Annotated in this window: 22 protein-coding genes; 2 read left to right on the top strand and 20 right to left on the bottom strand. The window is 61.5% G+C overall.

Translation table 11 applies throughout. From position 1 onward, the window contains the following. Positions 1-21: 21 nt before the first annotated feature. The 3 genes from htpG to CAG00_RS08660 form a co-directional block, all read right to left on the bottom strand. Complete coding sequence (gene htpG / locus CAG00_RS08670; protein ID WP_025339964.1) at positions 22-1926, bottom strand: molecular chaperone HtpG; 1905 nt, start codon at positions 1924-1926, stop codon at positions 22-24. Positions 1927-1996: 70 nt separating this feature from the next. Continuing rightward, positions 1997-2479 carry a PaaI family thioesterase gene (locus CAG00_RS08665; RefSeq protein WP_025339965.1) on the bottom strand — a complete coding sequence of 161 codons (483 nt, stop codon included), beginning with the start codon at positions 2477-2479 and terminating at the stop codon, positions 1997-1999. Next, positions 2476-2952, bottom strand: a complete 477-nt coding sequence (locus CAG00_RS08660; RefSeq protein ID WP_085664048.1) for a PaaI family thioesterase — start codon at positions 2950-2952, stop codon at positions 2476-2478. Before CAG00_RS08660 ends, CAG00_RS08665 begins: the two co-directional genes overlap by 4 nt. Positions 2953-3105: 153 nt before the next feature. Between CAG00_RS08660 and CAG00_RS08655 the strand changes: the two genes are divergently transcribed. Further along, positions 3106-3390 carry a hypothetical protein gene (locus CAG00_RS08655; protein WP_023661534.1) on the top strand — a complete coding sequence of 95 codons (285 nt, stop codon included), beginning with the start codon at positions 3106-3108 and terminating at the stop codon, positions 3388-3390. Positions 3391-3457: 67 nt separating this feature from the next. On the opposite strand, the gene CAG00_RS08650 is transcribed toward CAG00_RS08655, so the two are convergent. From CAG00_RS08650 to sdhC, 11 genes are all read right to left on the bottom strand, one after another. Beyond that, positions 3458-4207, bottom strand: coding sequence for a DUF599 domain-containing protein (locus tag CAG00_RS08650; protein WP_025339967.1), 750 nt, complete (start codon positions 4205-4207; stop codon positions 3458-3460). A 310-nt stretch (positions 4208-4517) separates the two neighbouring features. Next, entirely contained in the window at positions 4518-5831 is a 1314-nt protein-coding gene (brnQ, locus tag CAG00_RS08645; RefSeq protein ID WP_075045845.1) for a branched-chain amino acid transport system II carrier protein, read from the bottom strand. 482 nt (positions 5832-6313) lie between these two features. Continuing rightward, entirely contained in the window at positions 6314-7198 is an 885-nt protein-coding gene (sucD, locus tag CAG00_RS08640) for a succinate--CoA ligase subunit alpha (protein WP_004376004.1), read from the bottom strand. Beyond that, positions 7198-8364, bottom strand: a complete 1167-nt coding sequence (gene sucC / locus CAG00_RS08635; protein WP_003254205.1) for an ADP-forming succinate--CoA ligase subunit beta — start codon at positions 8362-8364, stop codon at positions 7198-7200. Before sucC ends, sucD begins: the two co-directional genes overlap by 1 nt. Before the next feature lie 172 nt (positions 8365-8536). Beyond that, positions 8537-9973 (bottom strand): dihydrolipoyl dehydrogenase, encoded by a 1437-nt coding sequence (gene lpdA, locus CAG00_RS08630; protein ID WP_013973439.1) that lies wholly within the window; start codon positions 9971-9973, stop codon positions 8537-8539. A gap of 93 nt (positions 9974-10066) precedes the next feature. Beyond that, a complete protein-coding gene (gene odhB, locus CAG00_RS08625; protein WP_085614443.1) occupies positions 10067-11290 on the bottom strand; it encodes a 2-oxoglutarate dehydrogenase complex dihydrolipoyllysine-residue succinyltransferase in 1224 nt (407 codons plus the stop codon). Between the two features lie 42 nt (positions 11291-11332). Continuing rightward, positions 11333-14164, bottom strand: coding sequence for a 2-oxoglutarate dehydrogenase E1 component (locus tag CAG00_RS08620; RefSeq protein ID WP_025339970.1), 2832 nt, complete (start codon positions 14162-14164; stop codon positions 11333-11335). Positions 14165-14410: 246 nt separating this feature from the next. Then, positions 14411-15115: a succinate dehydrogenase iron-sulfur subunit gene (locus CAG00_RS08615; protein WP_016711649.1), complete on the bottom strand. Its 705-nt coding sequence runs from the start codon at positions 15113-15115 to the stop codon at positions 14411-14413. 11 nt (positions 15116-15126) lie between these two features. Continuing rightward, a complete protein-coding gene (gene sdhA / locus CAG00_RS08610) occupies positions 15127-16899 on the bottom strand; it encodes a succinate dehydrogenase flavoprotein subunit (RefSeq protein WP_085614444.1) in 1773 nt (590 codons plus the stop codon). A gap of 3 nt (positions 16900-16902) precedes the next feature. Next, the gene (sdhD, locus tag CAG00_RS08605; RefSeq protein WP_003254214.1) at positions 16903-17271 is read right to left on the bottom strand and encodes a succinate dehydrogenase, hydrophobic membrane anchor protein; all 369 of its coding nucleotides are present in this window, start codon (positions 17269-17271) and stop codon (positions 16903-16905) included. After that, positions 17265-17651, bottom strand: a complete 387-nt coding sequence (gene sdhC, locus CAG00_RS08600) for a succinate dehydrogenase, cytochrome b556 subunit (RefSeq protein ID WP_012315350.1) — start codon at positions 17649-17651, stop codon at positions 17265-17267. The genes sdhD and sdhC overlap by 7 nt, the downstream gene beginning before the upstream one ends. A gap of 352 nt (positions 17652-18003) precedes the next feature. Here sdhC and gltA point away from each other — a divergent pair, with 352 nt between their 5' ends. Next, positions 18004-19293 carry a citrate synthase gene (gltA, locus tag CAG00_RS08595; protein WP_013973445.1) on the top strand — a complete coding sequence of 430 codons (1290 nt, stop codon included), beginning with the start codon at positions 18004-18006 and terminating at the stop codon, positions 19291-19293. A gap of 175 nt (positions 19294-19468) precedes the next feature. Here the strand turns inward: gltA and CAG00_RS08590 are convergent, their stop codons facing one another. The 6 genes from CAG00_RS08590 to CAG00_RS08565 all read right to left on the bottom strand — a co-directional run bounded on the left by CAG00_RS08590 (position 19469) and on the right by CAG00_RS08565 (position 23960). Continuing rightward, the gene (locus CAG00_RS08590) at positions 19469-20074 is read right to left on the bottom strand and encodes an START domain-containing protein (protein ID WP_075045846.1); all 606 of its coding nucleotides are present in this window, start codon (positions 20072-20074) and stop codon (positions 19469-19471) included. 33 nt (positions 20075-20107) lie between these two features. Continuing rightward, positions 20108-20362, bottom strand: coding sequence for a YkgJ family cysteine cluster protein (locus CAG00_RS08585; RefSeq protein WP_025339973.1), 255 nt, complete (start codon positions 20360-20362; stop codon positions 20108-20110). A gap of 130 nt (positions 20363-20492) precedes the next feature. Continuing rightward, positions 20493-20981, bottom strand: coding sequence for a hypothetical protein (locus CAG00_RS08580; protein WP_085664047.1), 489 nt, complete (start codon positions 20979-20981; stop codon positions 20493-20495). Positions 20982-21044: 63 nt separating this feature from the next. Beyond that, positions 21045-22487 carry a PLP-dependent aminotransferase family protein gene (locus CAG00_RS08575; protein WP_025339975.1) on the bottom strand — a complete coding sequence of 481 codons (1443 nt, stop codon included), beginning with the start codon at positions 22485-22487 and terminating at the stop codon, positions 21045-21047. A 310-nt stretch (positions 22488-22797) separates the two neighbouring features. Beyond that, positions 22798-23610, bottom strand: a complete 813-nt coding sequence (locus tag CAG00_RS08570; RefSeq protein ID WP_023661850.1) for an OmpA family protein — start codon at positions 23608-23610, stop codon at positions 22798-22800. Continuing rightward, positions 23607-23960, bottom strand: a complete 354-nt coding sequence (locus CAG00_RS08565) for a DUF4398 domain-containing protein (RefSeq protein WP_023661849.1) — start codon at positions 23958-23960, stop codon at positions 23607-23609. Before CAG00_RS08565 ends, CAG00_RS08570 begins: the two co-directional genes overlap by 4 nt. Position 23961 lies beyond the last annotated feature (1 nt).

The following is a 23961-nucleotide window of genomic DNA, read 5'->3' as shown; positions in this document are numbered from 1 at the left end:
CGGGCTTTCCTATGCATCAACTCAAGCAGACAGCTCGACCAGCAGCTTGTTCAGGCGACGAACGTAAGCCGCCGGGTCCTTCAAGCTGTCACCGGCCGCCAGGGCCGCCTGATCGAACAGGATGTGCGACAGCTCGGCGAAGCGGTCTTCGCTCTGCTCGTTGTCCAGCTTCTCGATCAGCGGGTGGGTCGGGTTGAACTCGAAGATAGGCTTGGACTCCGGCACCTTCTGCCCGCTGGCTTCGAGGATCTGGCGCATCTGCAGGCCCAGGTCCTGTTCACCGATGGCCAGGATCGCCGGCGAGTCGGTCAGGCGGTGCGACACGCGCACTTCGGCCACGCTGTCACCCAGCGCGCCCTTCAGGCGCTCGACCAGGCCTTCCTTGTCCTTGGCGACTTCTTCCTGGGCCTTCTTGTCTTCTTCCGAATCCAGCTTGCCCAGGTCCAGGTCGCCACGGGCGACGTCGACGAAGGCCTTGCCGTCGAACTCGTTGAGGTAGCTCATCAGCCACTCGTCGATACGGTCGGTCAGCAGCAGCACTTCGATGCCTTTCTTGCGGAAGACTTCCAGGTGCGGGCTGTTCTTGACCTGCGCGTACGACTCGCCGGTGAGGTAGTAGATCTTGTCCTGGCCTTCCTTGGCGCGTGCCAGGTAGTCGGCCAGGGCAACGCTCTGCTCGCCGCTGTCGTCCTGGGTGGAAGCGAAGCGCAGCAGGCCGGCGATCTTTTCCTTGTTGGCGAAGTCTTCGGCCGGGCCTTCCTTCAGCACCTGGCCGAAGTTCTTCCAGAAGCCCTTGTACTGCTCGGGCTCGTTCTTCGCCAGCTTCTCCAGCATGTCCAGCACGCGCTTGGTCAGCGCGGTCTTCATCGAGTCGATGATCGGGTCTTTCTGCAGGATTTCACGCGACACGTTCAGCGACAGGTCGTTGGAATCGACCACACCCTTGATGAAGCGCAGGTACAGCGGCAGGAACGACTCGGCCTGGTCCATGATGAACACGCGCTGCACGTACAGCTTCAGGCCGCGTGGCGCTTCGCGCTGGTACAGGTCGAACGGCGCGCGGGCCGGCACGTACAGCAGCGAGTTGTATTCGAGCTTGCCTTCGACCTTGTTGTGGCTCCAGGCCAGCGGGTTTTCGAAGTCATGGCCGATGTGCTTGTAGAACTCCTGGTACTCCTCGTCCTTGATCTCGGTACGCGGACGGGTCCACAGGGCGCTGGCACGGTTGACGGTTTCCCACTCTTCGGCCGGCTGTTCTTCACCTTCGGCGGCAGCTTGCTCTTTCGGCAGCTGGATCGGCATGGCGATGTGGTCGGAGTACTTCTTGACCACGTTGCGCAGGCGCCAGCCATCAGCGAACTCCTGCTCGTCCTTCTTCAGGTGCAGGACGATGCGGGTGCCGCGCTGTGGCTTGTCGATGGTGGCGACTTCGAACTCGCCCTCGCCTTTCGACGACCAGTGCACGCCTTCGGCGGCCGGCTGGCCGGCACGGCGGCTGTACACATCGACCTTGTCGGCAACGATGAACGCGGAGTAGAAGCCCACACCGAACTGACCGATCAGGTGCGAGTCCTTCTTCTGGTCACCGGTGAGGTTCTTCATGAAGTCGGCGGTGCCGGACTTGGCGATGGTACCCAGGTGGGCGATGACGTCTTCGCGGCTCATGCCGATGCCGTTGTCCTCGAGGGTCACGGTACCGGCGTCCTTGTCGAAGCTCAGGCGAATCTTCAGGTCGGCGTCGCCTTCGAACAGCTCTGGCTTGGCCAGGGCCTCGAAACGCAGCTTGTCGGCGGCGTCGGAGGCGTTGGAGATCAATTCACGCAGGAAGATCTCCTTGTTCGAATACAAGGAATGGATCATGAGGTGCAGCAGCTGCTTTACCTCGGTCTGGAAGCCCAGCGTTTCTTTTTGAGTCTCCACACTCATGGTCTTCAAAACTCCGATCTGATGGCAGTTGACGCCTGGCGGCCAGGTTGGCCTGCGTTAGCGGCGGATGTCATGCAGATGGGGGCTGCCCGGATGATTTCAAGGGCTTTTCCGGTTCGATCTTGAAATGCGCGCGAGCCGTGGCGATCGGCGACTGCCTGTCACCCTGCCAGGCGGTGATGGCCACATTGGTCACCCGCCGGCCCTGTCGCCACAGTTGGCACTGGGCGTAGGTATCGCGAAAGTGCCCGGCGCGCAGGTAATCGATGGAAAAGTCGATGATCTTCGGAATGCTCGCGCTCTCGCTGAAGATCAGCAGGTACAGCGCTGCCGACAGCTCCATGAAGCCCGCGATCACCCCGCCGTGGATGGCAGGCAGCAGCGGGTTGCCGATGTTGTCCTGGCTGGCCGGCAGACGGAACAGCAGGTCATCGCCCTCGCGCTCGCATTCGATGCCGATCAGGCCGGCATAGGGGATCAGTGCCAGCAAAGGCCGATAGTCTCCCACTGCATGGGCGGCGTTGAGCTGTTGGCGAACCTCGTGCGGAATCATGCCCCGCCCTCCTTCAGGCTGTTGCCGAAACGGATGCCACCCTTGATCCCCTGGCCCAGGCGCATGAACGTGCCCACCACCTGGCAGATCGGCTGGGCGGGGTCGTCCTGGTAGGCCGTGCCACGGGTGAAGATCACATCGCGGGTGACCCGGTAGCACTGGGCATGGCCGTAGATGTCCTTGCCGGCTTCTGCCGGGTGCATGTAGTCGATGCGCAGGTCCAGTGTCGGGCACACCTCGAAGCGCGGCAGCACACACAGCGTGGCCATGCCGCAGGTGGTGTCCATCAGCGTGGTCAGCGCGCCGCCATGCACGGCGCCGGTCTGCGGGTTGCCGACGATGGCCGGTGACCAGGGCAGCACCAGGGTCATGCCATCGGCATTGGTTTGCGCCACGCGCATTTGCAACAACTGACAATGTTTCAGGGCCGAGAGAAAACGCTCGGCCATGGCCATCAAGGTTGAATCGCTCATTGGCTGTTTCCCTGCCATTGCCGCAGCGGCATAAAATCGTTAAAAAGTCTATATAGAACGGGGCGTTATATATGTGTAATCTTCGCGGAACTTATTCCGCGTAGTTGCACTCGAAGGAACAAGTCACTTATTCCACCAAGGAGAAACACCCCCATGCGTAAACCTTTTGCTTTTGCTCTGATGCTGGCCGCTGCCATGGGCCTGGCCGCTTGCGATAAAGCGAGCGAAGACAAAGCCCAGGACGCACAGCAACACGCCGAGCAAGCCCAGGAAAAAGCGGGCGAAGCTCAGGATAAAATGAACGAGGCTGCCAAGGAAAACGCCGAAGCCGCCAAAGATCAGGCCGAAGCCGAGCAGAAGGCCGCCGAAGAAGCCGCTCCGGCTACTCCGGCTCCGGAAGCCGCTCCAGCTGCTCCAGCCGAACCTGCCAAGCAGTAATCGGCTAAAACAAGAAAACCCGACATTGTCGGGTTTTTTTGTGCCTGAAACTTATGGATTAAACGTTTCAGGTTCCAGAAACGGTGTTTTCCTTGGCGGGTTCGATCGAAACACTTTCGGTAGGTGTGAACACCATCACATCCAACACATCCGAATGGAACTCGCGGCGGTACAGAATCAGCACTACTCCGACACTCATGACCATGAACAACCATGGGCTGATGAACCAGCTCAACATGGCCATGCCGAAGTAATAGGAACGCAGGCCCAGGTTGAACTGGTTGGCGGCAAGCGACAGCACCCGCGCCGCCCGCGAGGCGAATGCCTTGCGTTCAAGTTCATTGACCAGCCGTTCACCGATCATCGGCGCCGAACCCACCAGCACTGCCGCGAAGTTGTATTGGCGCATGCACCAGCTGAAGGTGAAAAAGGCGTAGACGAAGACCATGGCCAGGCACAGCAGCTTGATCTCCGACATGCCCTGGGACGTCTGCTGCACCAGCGGCAGGTCGGCCAGCAGCGAAAGCGCCCGGTCGGAGGCCCCTAGCACGGTGAGGATACCGGCAAGGATGATCAGGGTGCTGGAGGCGAAGAACGAGGCGTTGCGCTCGAGGTTGCCGATCACGCTGGCATCGGCAATGCGGTTGTCGCGCAGCAGCATACGGCGCATCCAGTCTTCGCGGTACAGGTGCAGCACGCTGGCCAGGCACGCGGTGTCGCGGCCCTTCCAGATGGCATAACGGGTGTAACCGCCCCAGCACAGGGCGAACCAGGCGATGGCCAACAGGTTGTTGAAGTTGCTTTGGATGAAGTTCATGCAGGGTTCCCGGGAGGGCCAGATACCTGAAGGATAGGGACCGGATTTCGACGCTGGCAAGCGGCAAAAGGCACACATCCATCCTGATATTTGCACTGCTCATCCGGCCTCTTCGCGGGCACGCCCGCTCCCACATGTACAGCGCCAATTCTGAGATTTGCGCTTGACCTGTGGGAGCGGGCGTGCCCGCGAAGAGGCCGGTACAGGCAAAGAAAAAGCCCCGCATCCTCTAGGATACGGGGCTCTTGAGTTTCCACCCTTGGCGAGCACCCTTCGGCTTGTGGCCGGTGCCGCCCTCAGGCTTCGACTATCAGGCCAGCGCTTCGCGCGGCTTGCCGAGCATGCGGTCGCAGGCCACGGCGCCAACCAGGGTCACCACCGAAGGAACCAGCCAGGCCAGGCCCTGGTCGCTCAACGGCAGGTGGGCCATGAAGTCCGGCAGCACGTGGGCAATGCCGCTGCCCTTGATCGCATCGACCATGCCGAACAGCAGCGACACCAGCATCACTGGCGCCAGGATGCGGGTTGGCGAGTTCCACAGGTCCTTCACGAAGCTGAGCCCGACCACCACGATGCACGGCGGGTAGATCGCGGTGAGCACCGGGATCGAGAACATGATCAGCTTGGTCAGGCCGAGGTTGGAGATCAGCAGCGAGAAGCCCGCCAGGATCACCACCAGTGCACGGTACGACAGCGGCAGCATCTGGCTGAAGTACTCGGCGCAGGCACAGGTCAGGCCAACCGCGGTCACCAGGCAGGCCAGCGCGATCAGCACGGCGAGGAAGCCGCTGCCCAGCGAACCGAAGGTGTGCTGCACGTAGGCATGCAGTACCGCCGCGCCGTTGGTGGCGTCAGCCGCGATATCGTGGCTGGTTGCACCCAGGCGGAACAGGCTGATGTACACCAGAGCCAGGCCGACCCCGGCGATCAGGCCGGCGATGATGGCATAGCGGGTGATCAGCTTCGGCGACTCGACACCGCGCGAGCGGATGGCGTTGACGATGACGATACCGAACACCAGGGCACCCAGGGTGTCCATGGTCAGATAACCATCGGAGAAGCCCTTGGAGAACGCTGCGGCGGCATAGGCCGGCTGCGCGTCACCAATGGTGCCGGCAGGCAGCGCGAAGGCGGCGATGCCCAGCACCGCCAGGGCGATGATCTTCAACGGCGCCAGGAAGCGGCCCACGGTATCGAGCAGCTTGCCCGGGTACATGGACACGGCCAGTACCACGAGGAAGTACACCAGGCTGTAGATGAACAGCGCCAGCGGACTTTCACCGGTCAGCGGCGCAACGCCCACTTCGAACGATACGGTCGCGGTGCGCGGGGTGGCGAACAGCGGGCCGACCGACAGGTAGCACACGGCCGCCAGCAGGCCACCGAAGAACTTGCCGATCGGGCTGCTCAGGGCATCCATGCCGCCGCCGACCTTGGCCAGGGCGACCACGGTGATGACCGGCAGGCCCACGGCGGTAACCAGGAAGCCCAGGGCCGCCATCCATACGTGCGGGCCAGACTGCAGACCGACGATAGGCGGGAAGATGATGTTGCCAGCGCCCACGAAAAGCGCAAACGTCATAAAGCCAAGCGCCAGGATATCCTGGCCTTTGAGAACTTTCATTTAAGGTAGTACCACACTGCTGAAATCGGGATTCGAGAGGGGATTTCCCTTTGGATGAGGGGAAATGCTGCCCGGCTTGATAGGCCAGACCCGTTTAGCGTGTCGTTCCCTTTTGGGGTACGGGCACAGAGTGAACGCGTAATGTAACTGTTTTGTCAGTCAAACGCACTGGCACAGTGCTGCTTGTCCGATGTGCGTACATGTTTGTCGTCTGTGCGACCGAGGACAGCGAGAATTATCCTCGGATTGAAATATTCGTCTGCGTGAAAATTCCTATCAAACTCATCGAAAAATCCCTGTTGTCTGTGCCGGCCTCTTCGCGGGTAAACCCGCTCCCACAGGTGCTTCACAATTCTCAAGGTTAGTGATTTCCTGTGGGAGCGGGCAAGCCCGCGAAGAGGCCGGCACAGGAATACCCAACCCCCAGAAACGACAAAGGCCACCCGAAGGTGGCCTCTGTGCGCGTGGGGGGTGTAGCAGTATTACTTCTTGACTTCCCAGCCAGTCAGCTCGGCCAGGGCCTTGCCGATGTCAGCCAGGGAACGCACGGTCTTCACACCAGCGTCCTGCAGGGCGGCGAACTTCTCGTCCGCAGTGCCCTTGCCGCCGGAGATGATGGCGCCAGCGTGGCCCATGCGCTTGCCCGCAGGTGCGGTAACACCAGCGATGTAGGAAACGACAGGCTTGGTGACGTTGGCCTTGATGTAGGCCGCAGCTTCTTCTTCAGCCGAACCGCCGATCTCGCCGATCATGACGATCGCTTCGGTCTTCGGGTCTTCCTGGAACAGCTTCAGGATGTCGATGAAGTTGGAGCCCGGGATCGGGTCACCGCCGATGCCGACGCAGGTCGACTGGCCGAAGCCGGCGTCGGTGGTCTGCTTCACAGCTTCGTAGGTCAGGGTGCCGGAACGCGAAACGATACCGACCTTGCCTGGCAGGTGGATGTGGCCTGGCATGATGCCGATCTTGCACTCGCCCGGGGTGATGACACCTGGGCAGTTAGGGCCGATCAGGGTCACGCCCAGCTCGTCGCACTTGACCTTGGCATCCAGCATGTCCAGGGTAGGAATGCCTTCGGTGATGCACACGATCAGCTTGATGCCGCCGAAGGCAGCTTCCAGGATCGAGTCCTTGCAGAAAGGAGCCGGAACGTAGATGACCGAAGCGTCAGCGCCGGTAGCTTCCACAGCTTCTTTCACAGTGTTGAACACTGGCAGGCCCAGGTGGGTGGTGCCACCCTTGCCTGGGGTTACGCCGCCGACCATCTTGGTGCCGTAGGCGATGGCCTGTTCGGAGTGGAAAGTACCCTGCGAGCCGGTGAAGCCCTGGCAGATGACTTTGGTGTCTTTATTGATCAGGACGCTCATTACTTGCCCTCCGCAGCTTTGACAACTTGTTGAGCAGCGTCGGTCAGGCTGGTTGCCGCAATGATGTTCAAACCGCTTTCTGCCAGTACTTTAGCGCCCAGTTCGGCGTTGTTGCCTTCAAGGCGAACGACAACCGGAACTTTCACGCCGACTTCTTTCACTGCACCGATGATGCCTTCGGCAATCATGTCGCAGCGAACGATGCCGCCGAAGATGTTGACCAGAACGGCCGCGACATTGCTGTCGGACAGAATGATCTTGAACGCTTCGGTAACGCGCTCTTTGGTAGCACCACCACCAACGTCGAGGAAGTTGGCCGGCTTGCCGCCGTGCAGGTTGACGATATCCATGGTACCCATGGCCAGGCCGGCACCGTTGACCATGCAGCCGATGTTGCCTTCGAGGGCAACGTAGTTCAGTTCGAACTTGGCAGCGTGGGCTTCACGGGCGTCGTCCTGCGACGGGTCGTGGAAGGTTTTCAGCTTAGGCTGACGGTACATGGCGTTGGCGTCGATGTTGATCTTGGCATCGAGGCAGTGCAGGTCGCCGTCGGCCTTGATCACCAGCGGGTTCACTTCCAGCAGGGCCAGGTCGTGATCCTTGAACAGCTTGGCCAGACCAACGAAGATCTTGGCGAACTGTTGAACTTGCTTGCCTTCCAGGCCCAGCTGGAATGCCAGCTCGCGACCCTGGAACGGCTGAGCGCCGACCAGCGGGTCGATGGTGGCCTTGAGGATCTTCTCAGGCGTTTCGTGAGCGACTTTCTCGATGTCCACGCCACCTTCGGTGGAAGCCATGAACACGATACGGCGGCTCGAACGATCGACTACAGCGCCCAGGTACAGCTCTTTGGCGATGTCAGTGCAGGATTCGACCAGAATCTTGGAGACGGGTTGACCGTTGGCATCGGTCTGGTAGGTAACCAGATTCTTGCCCAACCACTGTGCAGCGAACGCCTTGGCGTCTTCTTTGCTGCGAACCAGCTTGACGCCGCCCGCTTTACCGCGACCACCCGCGTGAACCTGGGCTTTTACAACCCACTCGTTCCCGCCGATCTTGTCGCAGGCTTCTGCAGCTTGCTCAGGGGTATCGACAGCGAAACCCTTGGAAACTGGCAGGCCGTATTCAGCGAACAGCTGCTTACCCTGATACTCGTGAAGATTCATGCTTTTTACCGTCTTCGTTAGGTACTGCGCTTCGGCGCTGCGCCATCACTGGCGCCGCACCACCTGTGACCGTTGACCCCGGGTTTTCCCGTGTGATCCGGTCCGGCGGACTTTCCGCGGTGAGTCATGCACGCAAGACTCACGACGGGCAGCCCGCCGTGGTTTCTTATAATTAACGCTTCTTACGGTTGGCCACGTGAATGGCGCCGCCATTCACTGCCAGCGCTGCTTCATGCAACGCTTCGGACAGGGTCGGATGGCTGAAGACCATCATGCCCAGATCCTCGGCACTGGTGCCGAATTCCATGGCGATTGCGCCCTGCTGCACCAGTTCGGCAGCCGATGGGCCAATCACGTGTACACCCAGGACGCGGTCGGTCTTGGCATCGGCGATGACCTTGACGAAACCACCGGTGTCGTTGGCAGCCATCGCACGGCCGCTGGCCGCGAACGGGAAGGTGCCCACGTTAACCTCAACGCCCTCGGCCTTCAAGGCCTGTTCGGTCTTGCCGACCCACGCGATTTCCGGGTGGGTGTAGATGACCGACGGGATCAGGTCGTAGTTCATCTGGGCCTTGTGACCCTTGATGCGCTCGACCACCATGATGCCCTCTTCCGAGGCCTTGTGGGCCAGCATCATGCCGCGTACCACGTCACCGATGGCATACACGCCCGGCACGCTGGTAGCGCAGTAGTCGTCGACGAAGATGTAGCCACGCTCGTCGATGGTCACGCCGCTGTCGGCGGCCAGCAGATCAGTGGTCACCGGGCGACGACCGACCGCGACGATCAGCTTGTCGAAGGTGATCTTCTGCTCGCCGTTGGCGTCGGTGTAGGTCACTTCGACTTCGTTGCCGTTGACTTTCGAGCCGGTGACGCGCGCGCCCAGCTTGATGTCCAGGCCTTGCTTGGTCAGGGTCTTCTGGGCTTCTTTCGACACGGCGGTGTCGGCAGCCATCAGGAAGGTGTCCAGGGCTTCCAGGACGGTGACTTCAGCACCCAGGCGAGCCCATACCGAGCCCAGCTCCAGGCCGATCACGCCAGCACCGATAACGCCCAGGCGCTTCGGCACGGCCTGGAATTCCAGGGCGCCGGTGGAGTCGACGATGACGTTCTGGTCGACCGGAGCCGGTGGAATGTCGATCGGGCGCGAGCCGGAAGCCAGGATCACGTTCTCGGCTTCGATGACTTCGGTGGTGCCGTCAGCCTTGGTGACTTCGACTTTCTTGCCGGCCAGCAGCTTGCCGTGGCCCTGGATCGAAGTAACGCCGTTGGCCTTGAACAGGGTGGCAACGCCACCGGTCAGGTTCTTGACGATGCCAGCCTTGCGGCCAACCATCGCGGCGACGTCCATCTTCACTTCACCAGTGGAGATACCGTGGACGTTGAAGCTCTCTTTGGCTTCCTTGTACTTCCAGGAGCTGTCCAGCAGCGCCTTGGAAGGAATGCAACCTACGTTCAGGCAGGTGCCGCCCAGGGCCAGCTTGCCCTCGGCGTCGGTGTACTTCTCGATACAGGCAGTCTTCAGACCAAGTTGTGCGGCCTTGATGGCAGCCACATAGCCGCCAGGACCTGCACCAATCACCACTACGTCGAATTTCTGGGTCATAAAAGATTCCTTATCAGCTACAAGCTACAAGCCGCGGACCGCGCGGCATGGCTTCCTGCGAAGCCAAGGCCGGCACGGTACGCAGCCAGAGGGTTAGATGTCCAGCAGCAGGCGAGACGGATCTTCCAGCAGGTTCTTGATGGTGACCAGGAAGGTTACCGCTTCCTTGCCGTCGATCAGGCGGTGATCGTACGACAGCGCCAGGTACATCATCGGGCGAATCACCACCTGGCCATTGATGGCCATCGGGCGCTGGATGATGTTGTGCATGCCGAGAATGGCGGCCTGCGGCGGGTTGACGATCGGGGTCGACATCATCGAACCGAAGGTACCACCGTTGGTGATGGTGAAGGTGCCACCGGTCATCTCTTCGATGGCCAGCTTGCCGTCACGGGCCTTCTTGCCGAAGGTGGCGATGCCGTTCTCGATTTCCGCCAGGCTCATCGACTCGGCGTTACGCAGTACCGGCACCACCAGGCCACGGTCGCTGGATACGGCAACGCCGACGTCGGCGTAGCCGTGGTAGACGATGTCGTTGCCGTCGATCGAGGCGTTGACAGCCGGGAAGCGCTTCAGGGCTTCGGTGGCGGCCTTGACGAAGAACGACATGAAGCCCAGGCGTACGCCATTGTGGGTCTTCTCGAACAGGTCCTTGTACTTCGAACGCAGGGCCATGACTTCGGTCATGTCGACTTCGTTGAAGGTGGTCAGCATGGCCATGCTCGACTGGGCTTCGACCAGACGCTCGGCGATCTTGGCGCGCAGGCGGGTCATCGGCACACGCTTCTCGGTGCGGTCGCCAGCGGCAACGACAACCGGGGCAGCAGCGGCAGCGGCGGCAGGCTTGGCAGCTGCAGCAGGCGCCGACTTCTTGTTGGCGACGGCAGCGACGACGTCTTCCTTGGTGATGCGACCACCTTTGCCGGTGCCGGCAACGGTAGCCAGGTCGATGCCGTTCTCTTCAGCCAGCTTGCGCGCGGCCGGGGCGGCAACCGGGTCTTCTTCGCCAGCGTCGGCAGCGGCGGCGGCAGCCGGGGCAGCAGCGGCCGGGGCGGCAGCTGGTGCAGCGGCGGCAGCACCGCCTTCAACGATCGAACCCAGTACTTCGTCGGACAGGACGGTGTCGCCCTCGCCCTTGACGATGGCGCCCAGCACGCCGTCGGCGGTGGCCAGTACTTCCAGGACGACCTTGTCGGTCTCGATGTCGACGATCAGCTCGTCACGCTTGACGGCATCGCCCGGCTGCTTGTGCCAGGTGGCAACGGTGCCATCGGCAACCGATTCCGGGAAGGTTGGGGCTTTGATCTCGATAGCCATTATCTGTGTTTCCTTAAATTCGGTTTCAGGTGCGCGAAGGCATTAAACAGTGAAGGCGTCTTGCAGCAGTTTTTCCTGCTGTTCGGCGTGCTTCGATGCATAACCACAGGCTGGCGCGGCGGAAGCGTCGCGGCCGGCGTATTCCAGGACCAGTGCCTTGTTGTGGCGGCCCAGGATACGGCGCATGTGGTGCTGGCTGCTGTACCAGGCACCCTGGTTCATCGGCTCTTCCTGACACCAGACCGCATGCTTGAGGTTGGTGTAAGGCGCCAGGATTTCGACCAGGTCGTCCTCAGGGAACGGATACAGCTGCTCGATACGCACGATGGCGATGTCTTCGCGGCCTTCGGCACGGCGTTTTTCCAGCAGGTCGTAGTAAACCTTGCCGCCGCACAGGACCAGGCGTTCGACCTTGGCCGGATCGAGGCTGTCGATTTCCGGGATCACGGTCTGGAACGAGCCTTCTGCCAGGTCTTCCAGGGTCGAGATGGCCAGCTTGTGGCGCAGCAGCGACTTCGGCGTCAGCACGATCAGCGGCTTGCGCAGCGGACGGATGACCTGGCGACGCAGCAGGTGGTAGATCTGGGCCGGGGTGGTCGGTACGCAGACCTGGATGTTGTGCTCGGCGCACAGCTGCAGGTAACGCTCCAGACGCGCGGAGGAGTGCTCCGGGCCCTGCCCTTCATAACCGTGTGGCAGCAGCATGGTCAGACCGCACAGACGACCCCACTTGTGCTCGCCGCTGGTGATGAACTGGTCGATCACCACTTGCGCACCGTTGGCGAAGTCACCGAACTGGGCTTCCCAGATCACCAGCGCGTTCGGCGTGGTGGTCGAGTAGCCGTATTCGAAGGCCAGTACCGCTTCTTCCGACAGGAAGGAGTCGTACAGTTCGAACTGAGGCTGGCCCGGGAACAGGTTCTTCAGCGGTACGTAGGTGCTGGCGTCCTTCTGGTTGTGCAGCACCGCGTGACGGTGCGAGAAGGTGCCACGGCCGATGTCCTGGCCGGTCATGCGGATCGGGTGACCTTCGAACTGCAGGGTGGCGTAGGCCATGGTCTCTGCATAACCCCAGTTGATCGGCAAGCCACCGGCCTGCATCTTCTGACGGTCTTCGTAGATCTTGGCGACCTGGCGCTGGACGACGAAACCTTCCGGGATCTCCAGCAGCTTGGCCGACAGTTCCTGCAGGGTCTTGAGGTCGAAGCGGGTGTCGTGACGCGCGGTCCAGGCATGGCCCAGATACGGACGCCAGTCGACGAACAGCTCGCGGTTCGGCTCCTTGACCAGGCTCTTCACCACGTGCAGGCCGTTGTCCAGCGCGTTGCGGTACTCGTCGATCTTGGCCTGGGCGCGCTCGGAATCGATGCGCCCGGCCTGGATCAGCGCCTCAGCGTACAGTTCACGCGTGGTGCGCTGCTTGCTGATCTGCTGGTACATCAAAGGCTGGGTGCCGTTCGGCTCGTCGGCCTCGTTGTGGCCGCGGCGGCGGTAGCAGACCAGGTCGATGACCACGTCACGCTTGAACTGCATGCGGTAGTCGATGGCCAGCTGGGTCACGAACAGCACGGCTTCCGGGTCGTCGCCGTTCACGTGCAGGATCGGCGCCTGGATCATCTTGGCAACGTCGGTGGCGTACTCGGTGGAGCGCGCGTCCAGCGGGTTGCTGATGGTGAAACCAACCTGGTTGTTGATCACGATGTGCACGGTACCGCCGGTCTTGAAACCGCGGGTCTGCGACATCTGGAAGGTTTCCATGACCACGCCCTGGCCGGCGAATGCTGCGTCGCCGTGGATCGAGATCGGCAGTACCTTGTCGCCAACGGTGTCGTTGCGGCGGTCCTGACGGGCGCGCACCGAACCCTCGACCACTGGCGAGACGATTTCCAGGTGGGACGGGTTGAACGCCATGGCCAGGTGCACTTCGCCACCCGGGGTCATCACGTTCGAGGAGAAGCCCTGGTGATACTTCACGTCACCGGAGCCCAGCTCGTTCATCTTCTTGCCTTCGAACTCGTCGAACAGCTCGCGCGGGTTCTTGCCGAAGGTGTTGACCAGAACGTTCAGGCGGCCACGGTGGGCCATGCCGATCACGACTTCCTTGGTGCCGTAGGAACCGGAACGCTGGATCATCTCGTCCAGCATCGGGATCAGGCTTTCGCCGCCCTCGAGGCCGAAACGCTTGGTGCCCGGGTACTTGGTGCCCAGGTATTTCTCAAGGCCTTCACCGGCGGTGACGCGCTCGAGCAGGTGGGCCTGCACGTCAGCGGAAAACTCCGGACGGCCGCGCACGCTTTCCAGGCGCTGCTGGAACCAGCTGCGCTGCTCGGAATCGACGATGTGGGTGAACTCGGCGCCAATGGTGCGACAATATGTCTTCTGGAGCGCCTCGAAGATCTCGCGTAGGCTCGCCTCCTCTTTGCCGATGAACAGGTCGCCGGCACGGAAGGTCGTATCAAGATCGGCATTGGTCAAGCCGTAGTGATTGATCGACAGGTCTACGGGCGCAGGACGCTGCCACAACCCCAACGGGTCGAGCTTGGCAGCCTGATGGCCGCGCATACGATAGGCCTGGATCAGTCGCAGAACTTCAACCTGCTTCTTCTCGTGTTCACTGCTCACGCTCCCGGCGGATACCGGTTGGGCGCGGCGCTGGTTCTTTGCCAGCAGTACGAAATGGTCGCGGATTGTCGAGTGCGATACATCGGTAGCGGTGCTGCCGTCGGCGGGCAACTTCTGGAAGTAGGTGCGCCACTCTTCTGGCACAGCGTTAGGGTCGTGCAGGTAGAGCTCATAAAGCTCTTCCACATATGCAGCGTTACCACCTGAAAGGTGGGCGCTTTCCCACATGCGCTGCATCACGCTTTCTTGCATGCTTGGTCACCCTCGGTTAGGGGACTGATCGGCGAGAGCCACAGCAAACCTGGAAAAGTCCGAATACAGCGACTGAACCACGCCACTTGGATCCTGCTGATTTTCCGGGTACCAGCCCGGAAAGCCCCTGCTGGTCTCATATCTTCATAGGTAATGAACGCGGGCTTTGTGAGCCCTTGTTCGGGTTTTACCTCAGTGCGGGCTCACCACCCGCACCTCGGCTTACTGCAGGTACAACACTTTGTATCAGGTGCCGCTTTGCAGCAGCATGTTACGTACGTGGCCGATTGCCTTGGTCGGGTTCAGACCTTTCGGGCAAACGTTGACGCAGTTCATGATCCCGCGGCAGCGGAATACGCTGAACGGGTCATCCAGGGACGCCAGGCGCTCCTGGGTCTTGGTGTCACGGCTGTCGGCCAGGAAGCGATAGGCTTGCAGCAGTGCGGCCGGGCCCAGGAACTTGTCCGGGTTCCACCAGAACGACGGGCAGGAAGTCGAGCAGCAAGCGCACAGGATGCACTCGTACAGGCCGTCCAGCTTGTCGCGGTCTTCCGGCGACTGCAGGCGCTCGATGGCCGGCGCCGGGGTGTCGTTCTGCAGGAACGGCTTCACCTTCTCGTACTGCTTGTAGAAGATGCTCATGTCGACGACCAGGTCACGAATGACCGGCAGGCCCGGCAGCGGGCGCAGAACCAGCTTGTTGCCCTTCACCACCGCCGACAGCGGGGTGATGCAGGCCAGGCCGTTCTTGCCGTTCATGTTCATGCCGTCGGAACCGCAAACGCCTTCACGGCAGGAGCGACGGTACGAGAAACCTTCGTCCTTTTCCTTGATCAGCGCCAATACATCGAGAACCATCAGGTCCTTGCCGCCGGTATCGACGTCGAACGACTCCATTTTGGGCGCCGAGTCGGTGTCCGGGTTGTAACGATAAACTTCGACTTTCAACATAGCAGCCACCCTTAGTAAGTCCGGACTTTTGGTTCGAAGGCTGGAACAGTCTTCGGCGCAAAGTTGACGCCGCGCTTGGCAACGCGTTTCTCACCCGGGTAGTACAGGGTGTGGCACAGCCAGTTTTCGTCGTCACGGTCTTCGAAGTCTTCACGGGCGTGGGCGCCGCGGGACTCTTTACGGGCTTCGGCCGCGATGGCGGTAGCTTCGGCGACTTCCAGCAGGTTCTGCAGCTCCAGCGCTTCGATACGCGCGGTGTTGAAGGCCTGGGACTTGTCGTTGATCTTGACGTTGGCAATACGGTCACGCAGGCCGGCCAGCTGCTCGATACCCTTCTGCATGTATTCGCCAGTACGGAATACACCGAAGTAGTTCTGCATGCAGCTCTGCAGCTCGCGCTTCAGGCTGGCAACGTCTTCGCCAGCGGTACGCTCGTTGAGCTTGTTCAGGCGGTTCAGGGCGACATCGATATCGGTGTCGCTGGCGTCGCGGTATTCCACGCCGTCGGACAGCGATTTTTCCAGGTGCAGGCCAGCGGCACGACCGAATACCACCAGGTCGAGCAGCGAGTTGCCGCCCAGACGGTTGGCACCGTGGACCGATACGCACGCCACTTCACCCACTGCGAACAGACCCGGGATGATGTGGTCCTTGCCTTCGGCGTCCATGGTGATGGCCTGGCCATGAATGTTGGTGGCAACGCCGCCCATCATGTAGTGGCAGGTCGGTACGACCGGGACCGGTGCGACGACTGGGTCGACGTGGGCGAAGGTCTTGGACAGCTCGCAGATACCTGGCAGGCGGCTGTGCAGCACTTCCTCGCCCAGGTGGTCCAGCTTCAGCAGCACGTGGTCCTTGTTCGGGCCCACGCCGTTGCCGGCGATGATTTCCTTGACCATGGAACGGGCAACCACGTCGCGGCCGGCCAGGTCTTTCGCGTTCGGCGCGTAACGCTCCATGAAGCGCTCGCCGTGGGCGTTGATCAGGTAGCCACCTTCACCGCGGCAACCTTCGGTAACCAGTACACCGGCGCCGGCGATGCCGGTCGGGTGGAACTGCCACATCTCGATGTCCTGCACCGGTACGCCCGCACGCAGCGCCATGCCGATACCGTCACCCGTGTTGATCAGGGCGTTGGTGGTGGAGGCGTAGATACGACCGGCACCGCCAGTGGCCAGAACGGTGGCCTTGGACTTGATGTACATGGTTTCGCCGGTTTCGATGCAGATTGCGATCACACCGACGAACGCGCCGTCCTGGTTCTTCACCAGGTCAACAGCGTAGTACTCGTTGAGGAAGGTAGTGCCTGCCTTCAGGTTGCCCTGGTACAGGGTGTGCAGCAGCGCGTGACCGGTACGGTCGGAAGCAGCACAGGTACGGGCGGCCTGGCCACCTTTACCGAAGTCCTTGGACTGGCCACCGAACGGACGCTGGTAGATGCGGCCGGTTTCGGTACGCGAGAACGGCAGGCCCATGTGGTCCAGCTCGAAGACCGCAGCCGGGCCTTCCTGACACATGTATTCGATAGCGTCCTGGTCACCGATGTAGTCGGAGCCTTTGACGGTATCGTACATGTGCCAGCGCCAGTCATCGTTCGGGTCGGCCGAAGCGATGGCGCAGGTGATGCCGCCCTGGGCGGATACAGTGTGCGAACGGGTCGGGAAGACCTTGGTGACCACGGCAGTCTTGTGGCCGCCTTGAGCCAGCTGCAGCGCTGCGCGCATGCCGGCGCCGCCGCCACCGATGATGATGGCGTCGAAGGAAATGGTTGGAATGCTAGCCATGGATCAGATACCCCAGAGAATCTGCACACCCCAGACGAAGTAAGCGAACATCGCAACGCCGCATACCGCCTGGAACAGGAAACGAATCGCAGTTGCCGACTTGCCGAACGACATTGGCGTCAGGTAGTCGGTCGCAATGGTCCACATGCCGACCCAGGCGTGAGCGCCCAGGGCAACGAGGGCCAGCAGACTGAAGATCCGCATCGCGTTGTTGGAGAACAGACCATGCCACTGGGTGTAGTCGATGCCTGGGTGGGCGACCACGTAGCCGATCAGGAAGAGGAAGTAAGCCGCGAGAACGACCGCAGAAACGCGCTGCGCCATCCAGTCATAGAGGCCCGAACGCGACAGGTTCGTGACATTGGTTACCATACCCAAACTCCCACCAGAACGATCAGCACCACGGAGATGACGATCACGATTTTCGAGCCCAGCTTGCCGCCTTCCAGCGTCTCACCGATGCCCATGTCCATGATCAGGTGACGTACACCTGCCACGAGGTGATAAAGCAGGGCGGATAGCAGGCCCCAGGTCACGAATTTGGCCAGCGGGCTGGTCAGACACGCCTTCACCTCACCAAAGCCTTCCTCGGAACCCAGCGACTTGCCCAGTGCATAAAGCATGATGGCAAGGCCAAGGAACAGGATGACGCCGGAGATACGATGCAGGATGGACGTGTACGCAGTGACGGGGAGCTTGATGGTCCTTAGGTCTAGGTTTACAGGTCGTTGGCTTTTCACGGCTTTTTTCACACTGAAGAGCCCCTAGCGAATCAGGGCAAAGTTGTTGGTAAGTGTACTGGTCAGGTACCCACCACCCAGGGAACGGCGACCCCCAGCAGTTCGGGCTTGCAAGCCCCTGGCGGTCGGGTTGCGAGTATAGACAGTTAGGCTGCTTATGACAACGTGACGGGGTAGCCCAAATAGCGCATTGCCTTTAACGCACAAAAGGCGTAAATGGGCGAGAATTTCGCGAAAAATCAGGCCTCAATGCCTGTTTCAACAAGCCTTTAGGCAAATTGACATCTGAATTTATCCCTCTATAGTGGTGCGGGCCCTGCGTGGGGGGTCTGTCTGATGATTTCAAGCATTAATAGGAGGCCACATGGCTGACAAAAAAGCGCAGTTGGTCATCGAGGGCGCTGCCCCCGTCGAGCTGCCCATTTTAACCGGCACCGTTGGTCCTGATGTAATCGACGTCCGCGGGTTGGGGGCCACTGGTCACTTCACCTTCGACCCTGGTTTCATGGCGACTGCCTCGTGCGAGTCGAAGATCACCTACATTGACGGCGACAAAGGTATCCTGCTGCACCGCGGCTACCCGATCGAGCAGCTCGCCGAAAAGTCCGACTACCTCGAAACCTGCTACCTGCTGCTCAACGGCGAACTGCCGAATGCCGAGCAGAAGGCCCAGTTCGTCAGCACCGTGAAGAACCACACCATGGTTCACGAGCAGCTGAAGTCCTTCTTCAACGGCTTCCGCCGCGACGCCCACCCGATGGCGGTGATGTGCGGCGTGGTCGGCGCCCTGTCGGCGTTCTATCACGACTCCCTGGACATCAATAACCCGCAACACCGCGAAATTTCCGCGGTGCGCCTGGTCGCCAAGATGCCGACCCTGGCCGCGATGGTTTACAAGTACTCCATGGGCCAGCCGATGATGTATCCGCGCAACGACCTGTCGTACGCGGAAAACTTCCTGCACATGATGTTCAACACCCCGTGCGAGATCAAACCGATCAGCCCGGTGCTGGCCAAGGCGATGGACCGGATCTTCATCCTCCACGCCGACCACGAGCAGAACGCCTCCACCTCTACCGTTCGTCTGGCCGGCTCGTCGGGTGCCAACCCGTTCGCCTGTATCGCCGCTGGTATCGCCGCACTCTGGGGCCCGGCCCACGGCGGTGCGAACGAAGCGGTACTGACCATGCTCGATGAAATCGGCGATGTCTCGAACATCGACAAGTTCATCGCCAAGGCCAAGGACAAGAACGACCCGTTCAAGCTCATGGGCTTCGGTCACCGCGTGTACAAGAACCGCGACCCGCGCGCCACCGTGATGAAGCAGACCTGCGACGAAGTCCTGCGCGAGCTGGGCATCAAGAACGACCCGCAGCTGGAACTGGCCATGCGCCTGGAAGAGATCGCCCTGACCGATCCGTACTTCATCGAGCGCTCGCTGTACCCGAACGTCGACTTCTACTCGGGGATCATCCTCAAGGCGATCGGCATTCCGACCAGCATGTTCACCGTGATCTTCGCCCTGGCACGTACCGTGGGCTGGATCTCGCACTGGAAAGAAATGCTCTCCAGCCCGTACAAGATCGGCCGCCCGCGCCAGCTGTACACCGGCGAGCAGAAGCGCGACATCGTTGCGCTGCAGGACCGCAAGTAAGCTTCCATAGCCGAACGCAAAAAGGCTGCCCTCGGGCAGCCTTTTTTATTCGTCCTGTGCTGGCCTCTTCGCGGGTAAACCCGCTCCCACAGGGACCCCACAGGCCCGAAAGTTTGCGGGATACCTGTGGGAGCGGGTTTACCCGCGAAGAGGCCGGCACAAGTGACACAATGCCTCAGTTTTTCTCAGCCCGCTCCCGCAACCCTTTCAGCGTATTGAACGGCGCATCCACCACGAACTTGTTGGCCACCATCGCCGGCACGCTACCACCCGGCTCGGTGTGCACCTGATAGGTCACTTCCGTGCTGTCACCCTTGGGCACCAGCTTCCAGAAGCCTTCGACCTTCGCCACCCGCACAAAGCCCTTCTCTTCCGGGACGTAGGTTGGCTCTTCCTTCAGGTTGCGCACCAGGCTGCCGTCAGCCCCCTTGACCGTGGTCACATGCAATACCGAGTCCCGCGGCGTGACCGGCCATGGCGTATTGAACTGGGTGTAGGTCCAGCTCTGGTCACCTTCGTGCTTGAGCAGCTTCTGCGACTTGCATTCGTGAATCCATGCACAAGCCCCGACCACATCCTCCTGCAACGCCTGCACCTTGGCCAGCGGCGCCTTGATCACGGTGACGCCTTGATAGGCCTTGTACTTGGAACCGGCCACTTCACTGAGGGAAACCTTGATCCCCTCCTCGTCCTTGGCCACCTGCCAGTTTTCGGCCCAGGCCGCGGGCGACAGCAGAACACCCATGCCACACAGCAGAGCAATACGCTTGAACGATCTCATCATGTTTATCCTTGTTGTCGAAGATCCAGCCTGTCACGCCGCCGTCATCTGCTCCCACCAGCCAAGAATCCTGATGGCCTCGTCACGGTCACTGCCGCACACCTCCACATCCGCCTTGAAACCGCCACACACTGCCGGCCGCTCGGGCTTGCCGAACAGGTCGCAGAGGTTGTCGACGGTCAGGTGCAGGCAGCGCTCGCCAGCCGGCTTGCCATTGGGCATGCGCGGCATCGCAGAGGTGATGGACGGGGCGATGCAGCAGGCACCACAGCCCTCACGGCAATTCATGGCTATTCACCAAAATCAGGACTCCCTGGAACAAAACGGGACGAACGTCCCTGGATAGTAACCGCTCAAACAGGCGTTTGAAATTGCTGGCATGATGAAATCTGCCGTGACCCGGCAGTCAGTTCACCTGCTACTGGCGGTACTCGAAATCGATGGCCGCCCCTTCCACGTCGCGACGGCTGTCATTGCGCAGCTGCAGCTGCATTTCGTTGCTGATCAACCGGCCATTGAGCTGGAACGGGCTGTCGCTGGTCTCCGGCTTTTCAGTGAACATGGGTGGCAGCAAAGGCTTGCGTCGCTGTATCGGCGAAGGGCTGCCCACATTCGGCTCAAGGTCATCGACCATATCGGCCGGCAGGCTGAGGTCCAGCTTCGCCTTGGGTAGCGGCTTGGCAACCTCCTTGCTCACCTGCTTGCGCGCCGGCCTGGCCTTGCTGTTACCGGCTTTTTTTGCAGGCTGCTTGTGCGCTGGCCTGGCTGCGGCTTTCTGCACCGGCTTGGCTTTCTGCACCGGCGCCGCCTGCGCCTGGCCTGCCGGCTGCGCAGCCTGGGCAACACCAGCCAGGCTGCCGAGCGGTACAAGGCACAAGATCAGGGCATAACGGCGCAAAGCATTCATGGCAAATAGACAGACTGGCAGGAAAAGTGCGTATGCTCCCTGTTCCACGGGCGCGTGGCAAGCCTACAAAAGTGCCGCTGCTGGCTCCCGGCACAATTGCTGAGCCAGCAAACCGAGCGTGATCACCGCGCGCTCGGCTTCCTTGTTCCAGGGTATACCGCAATTAAGCCGGATACAGTGGTTGAACTGCTCGGTGTTACTGAAGATCAGCCCCGGCGCAATACTGATACCCTGCTCCAGCGCGCGCACATGCAGCTCCTGGGTATTGACCCGCCCCGGCAGGCTCACCCACAGGATGAAACCGCCCGTCGGCCGGGTCATCTGGGTACCCTCGGGGAAGTGCTGCTGCACCGCCAGCTGGTAGGCACTGAGGTTCTTGCGGTACTCCTGACGGATGTAACGCAGGTGCCGGTCGTAGCCGCCATTTTCCAGGTAGGCCGCCACCCCCATCTGCGTCACGCTGCAGGCCGAGTGGGTGGTGAAGGTTTGCAGGCGCTGGATCTCGTCCTGATAGCGCCCGGCGATCATCCAGCCAACGCGAACGCCGGGGGACAGGGTCTTGGAAAAACTCGAGCAATAGATCACCCGGTCCAACCGGTCGAATGCCTTGAGCGCCTTGGTCTTGCCCTGCTCGAACATCAGCTCGCCATAGATGTCATCCTCGACGATCTGGATATCGAAGTCCGACGCCAGGCGCAGCAACTGCTTCTGCCGCTCTTCCGGGACAGTGCCACCCAGCGGGTTGCTGAGGCGCGCAGTCAGAACCAGGGCCTTGATCGACCACTGGTTGGCCGCCAGCTGCAGCGCTTCGAGGCTGATACCGGTGGACGGGTCGCTGGGGATCTCGATCACCTTCAGGCCCAGCAGGTCGGCCAGCTGCAGCAGCCCGTAATAGGTGGGCGATTCGGCGGCGATCAGGTCGCCGGGACGGGTCAGCACGCGCAGAGACATCTGCAGCGCATCGACACAGCCATGGGTCACGATCACTTCACGCGGGTCAACCAGCACACCGGCATCACGCATGCGAATGGCGATCTGCCGGCGCAGCGGCTCGAAACCGGGGCTGAACATGTAGCTGAAGGCACGCGGGCTGTGGAAGCGCGTGACCTTGGCAATCTGCTGGTGCAAGGCACGGACCGGCAGGTAGTCGACGTGCGGCACAGCGGCGCCGAACGGGAACACGCCATCACGACGCGCCTCGGTCAGCACCTGCTGGATGATACTGGCGCGGGTGACCAGGCCGGGGCGCTCGACCCGGGCGATGTCCGGGGTCTGCGCGGTCAGGGCCGGGGTCTGGTGCACGTAGTAGCCGGACTGCGGCCGCGCACGGATCAGCCCCTGGTCCTCGAGATTGGCATAGGCCTGCAGCACCGTGGCATGGCTGACATTGAGCTGGGCGCTCATCTTGCGCACGGAGGGTACCCGCTCGCCTGGCTGGTAGACACCACGACGGATGTCATCGGCCAGTTGCTGGGCGATACGCTGGTACAACAGCAGGTTGGTCATGGCTGGCTCTCGACGCGCGGACGGGCTCGTTGTTCTTGTGTCGCTCACTGACGGTAGAGGATACCGTAACAGTTGCAAAGTGTACTGGGACAGATCGCAGGATAGTCAACAATACAGTTGCGTGACAGCCATGGAAACGATCAAACCCGGGTAGCCCGACGAAAAGCCGGGGGCGCTCTGCGCCCCTTTCGCGACACAAGGCCGCTCCTACAGGTACTGTGCATACCTTGAAGTTAACACTGTACCTGTGGGAGCGGCTTTAGCCGCGAACACCGGCAAAGCCGGTGCCATCCACCGCGCCGCCAAGCGGTCAGCGTGCTGGCGCCAGCTTGCCCTTGTCATCGGAGAACACGATCTCCACCCGACGGTTCTGCGCCCTGCCCCGCTCCGAGGCATTGGCCTCGATCGGGTACTGGTCGCCATAGCCCTCGACCTGCAGGCGCTTCTCGTCGATGCCCAGGTCTACCAGCATGTCGGCCACGGCCTGCGCCCGATCACGCGACAGCTTCAGGTTGTCCTCAGCCGGGCCGGTGCTGTCGGTATAGCCCTCGATCCGCACCACCCGGCGCGGGTTGAGCTGGAGGAACTGCACCAGCTTGAGCACGGTACGGCTGGCCGAGTTCTTCAGGTCGGCGCGGCCGGTGTCGAACAGCACGTCCCCCAGGGTCATCACCAGACCACGGTCGGCCTGCTCCGAGGCCAGCGCGGCGATCTGCGACTCGACCCACTTGCCCTGCTGCTGAACACTGGCCAGCTTGGCCTCGCGCAGGGCCAGCTGCAGGCGCTGGCGCTCCAGGTCGAGCTTGGCCTGGCGTTCCTGGTTCAGCGCCAGCTTGGCATGCTCGCTGGCAATTTCGCTGTAGCGCTGGCTCAGGAAGGCGTAATGGCGCACGTCGGCACCGGTGCCGATGTAGCTGGACAGGCGCTCGGCACGGGCCAGCGACTCGCCCGCGCGAATCACGTCACGCGGCGCGCTGCGCAACACATTGGAATCATCCTTGACCTTCTGGAAAGCTGCAGTGGCATCATCCAGCGCTGCGCTGCTGCGCTGGCTGGCGCAGCCTTGCAAACCTGCCGCCAGCGCCAGCACTGCCAGCGCGGCCAATGGCACACGACGGATCATGGCTGCACCTCCAACTGCTTGCGCAGGCGCTGGACCCGCGACTGCAGCAGTTGCAGCTGCTCTTCGCTCTTCTGGTTCAGTACCTGGGCCTCGGCCAGGCGCGCATCCAGTTCGGCCTGCTCGGCACGCATGCGCGCATCGCGGTAGTCTTCGGTGAGCATGTTGGCCTTGGCCCGGGCCAGCTTGTCTTCAGCCAGCTTGAGCGCATCGACCTGCTCGGTGGCACCGACGGCCCTGGCCTGCTCCAGCGCCTGTTCGGAAATGCGCATCTGCTCGTTAGGGGCCGGATCGTTGGCGCAGCCAGCCAGGCCGAGCACGGCCAGGGCAAGGATTAGTGGTTGGGTTCTCACG

Source organism: Pseudomonas sp. B5(2017) (assembly GCF_002112825.1).
Classification (GTDB): domain Bacteria; phylum Pseudomonadota; class Gammaproteobacteria; order Pseudomonadales; family Pseudomonadaceae; genus Aquipseudomonas; species Aquipseudomonas putida_Z.
The sequence above is the reverse complement of the archived record's forward strand: the minus strand, read 5'-3'. Positions and strand labels throughout refer to the sequence as shown.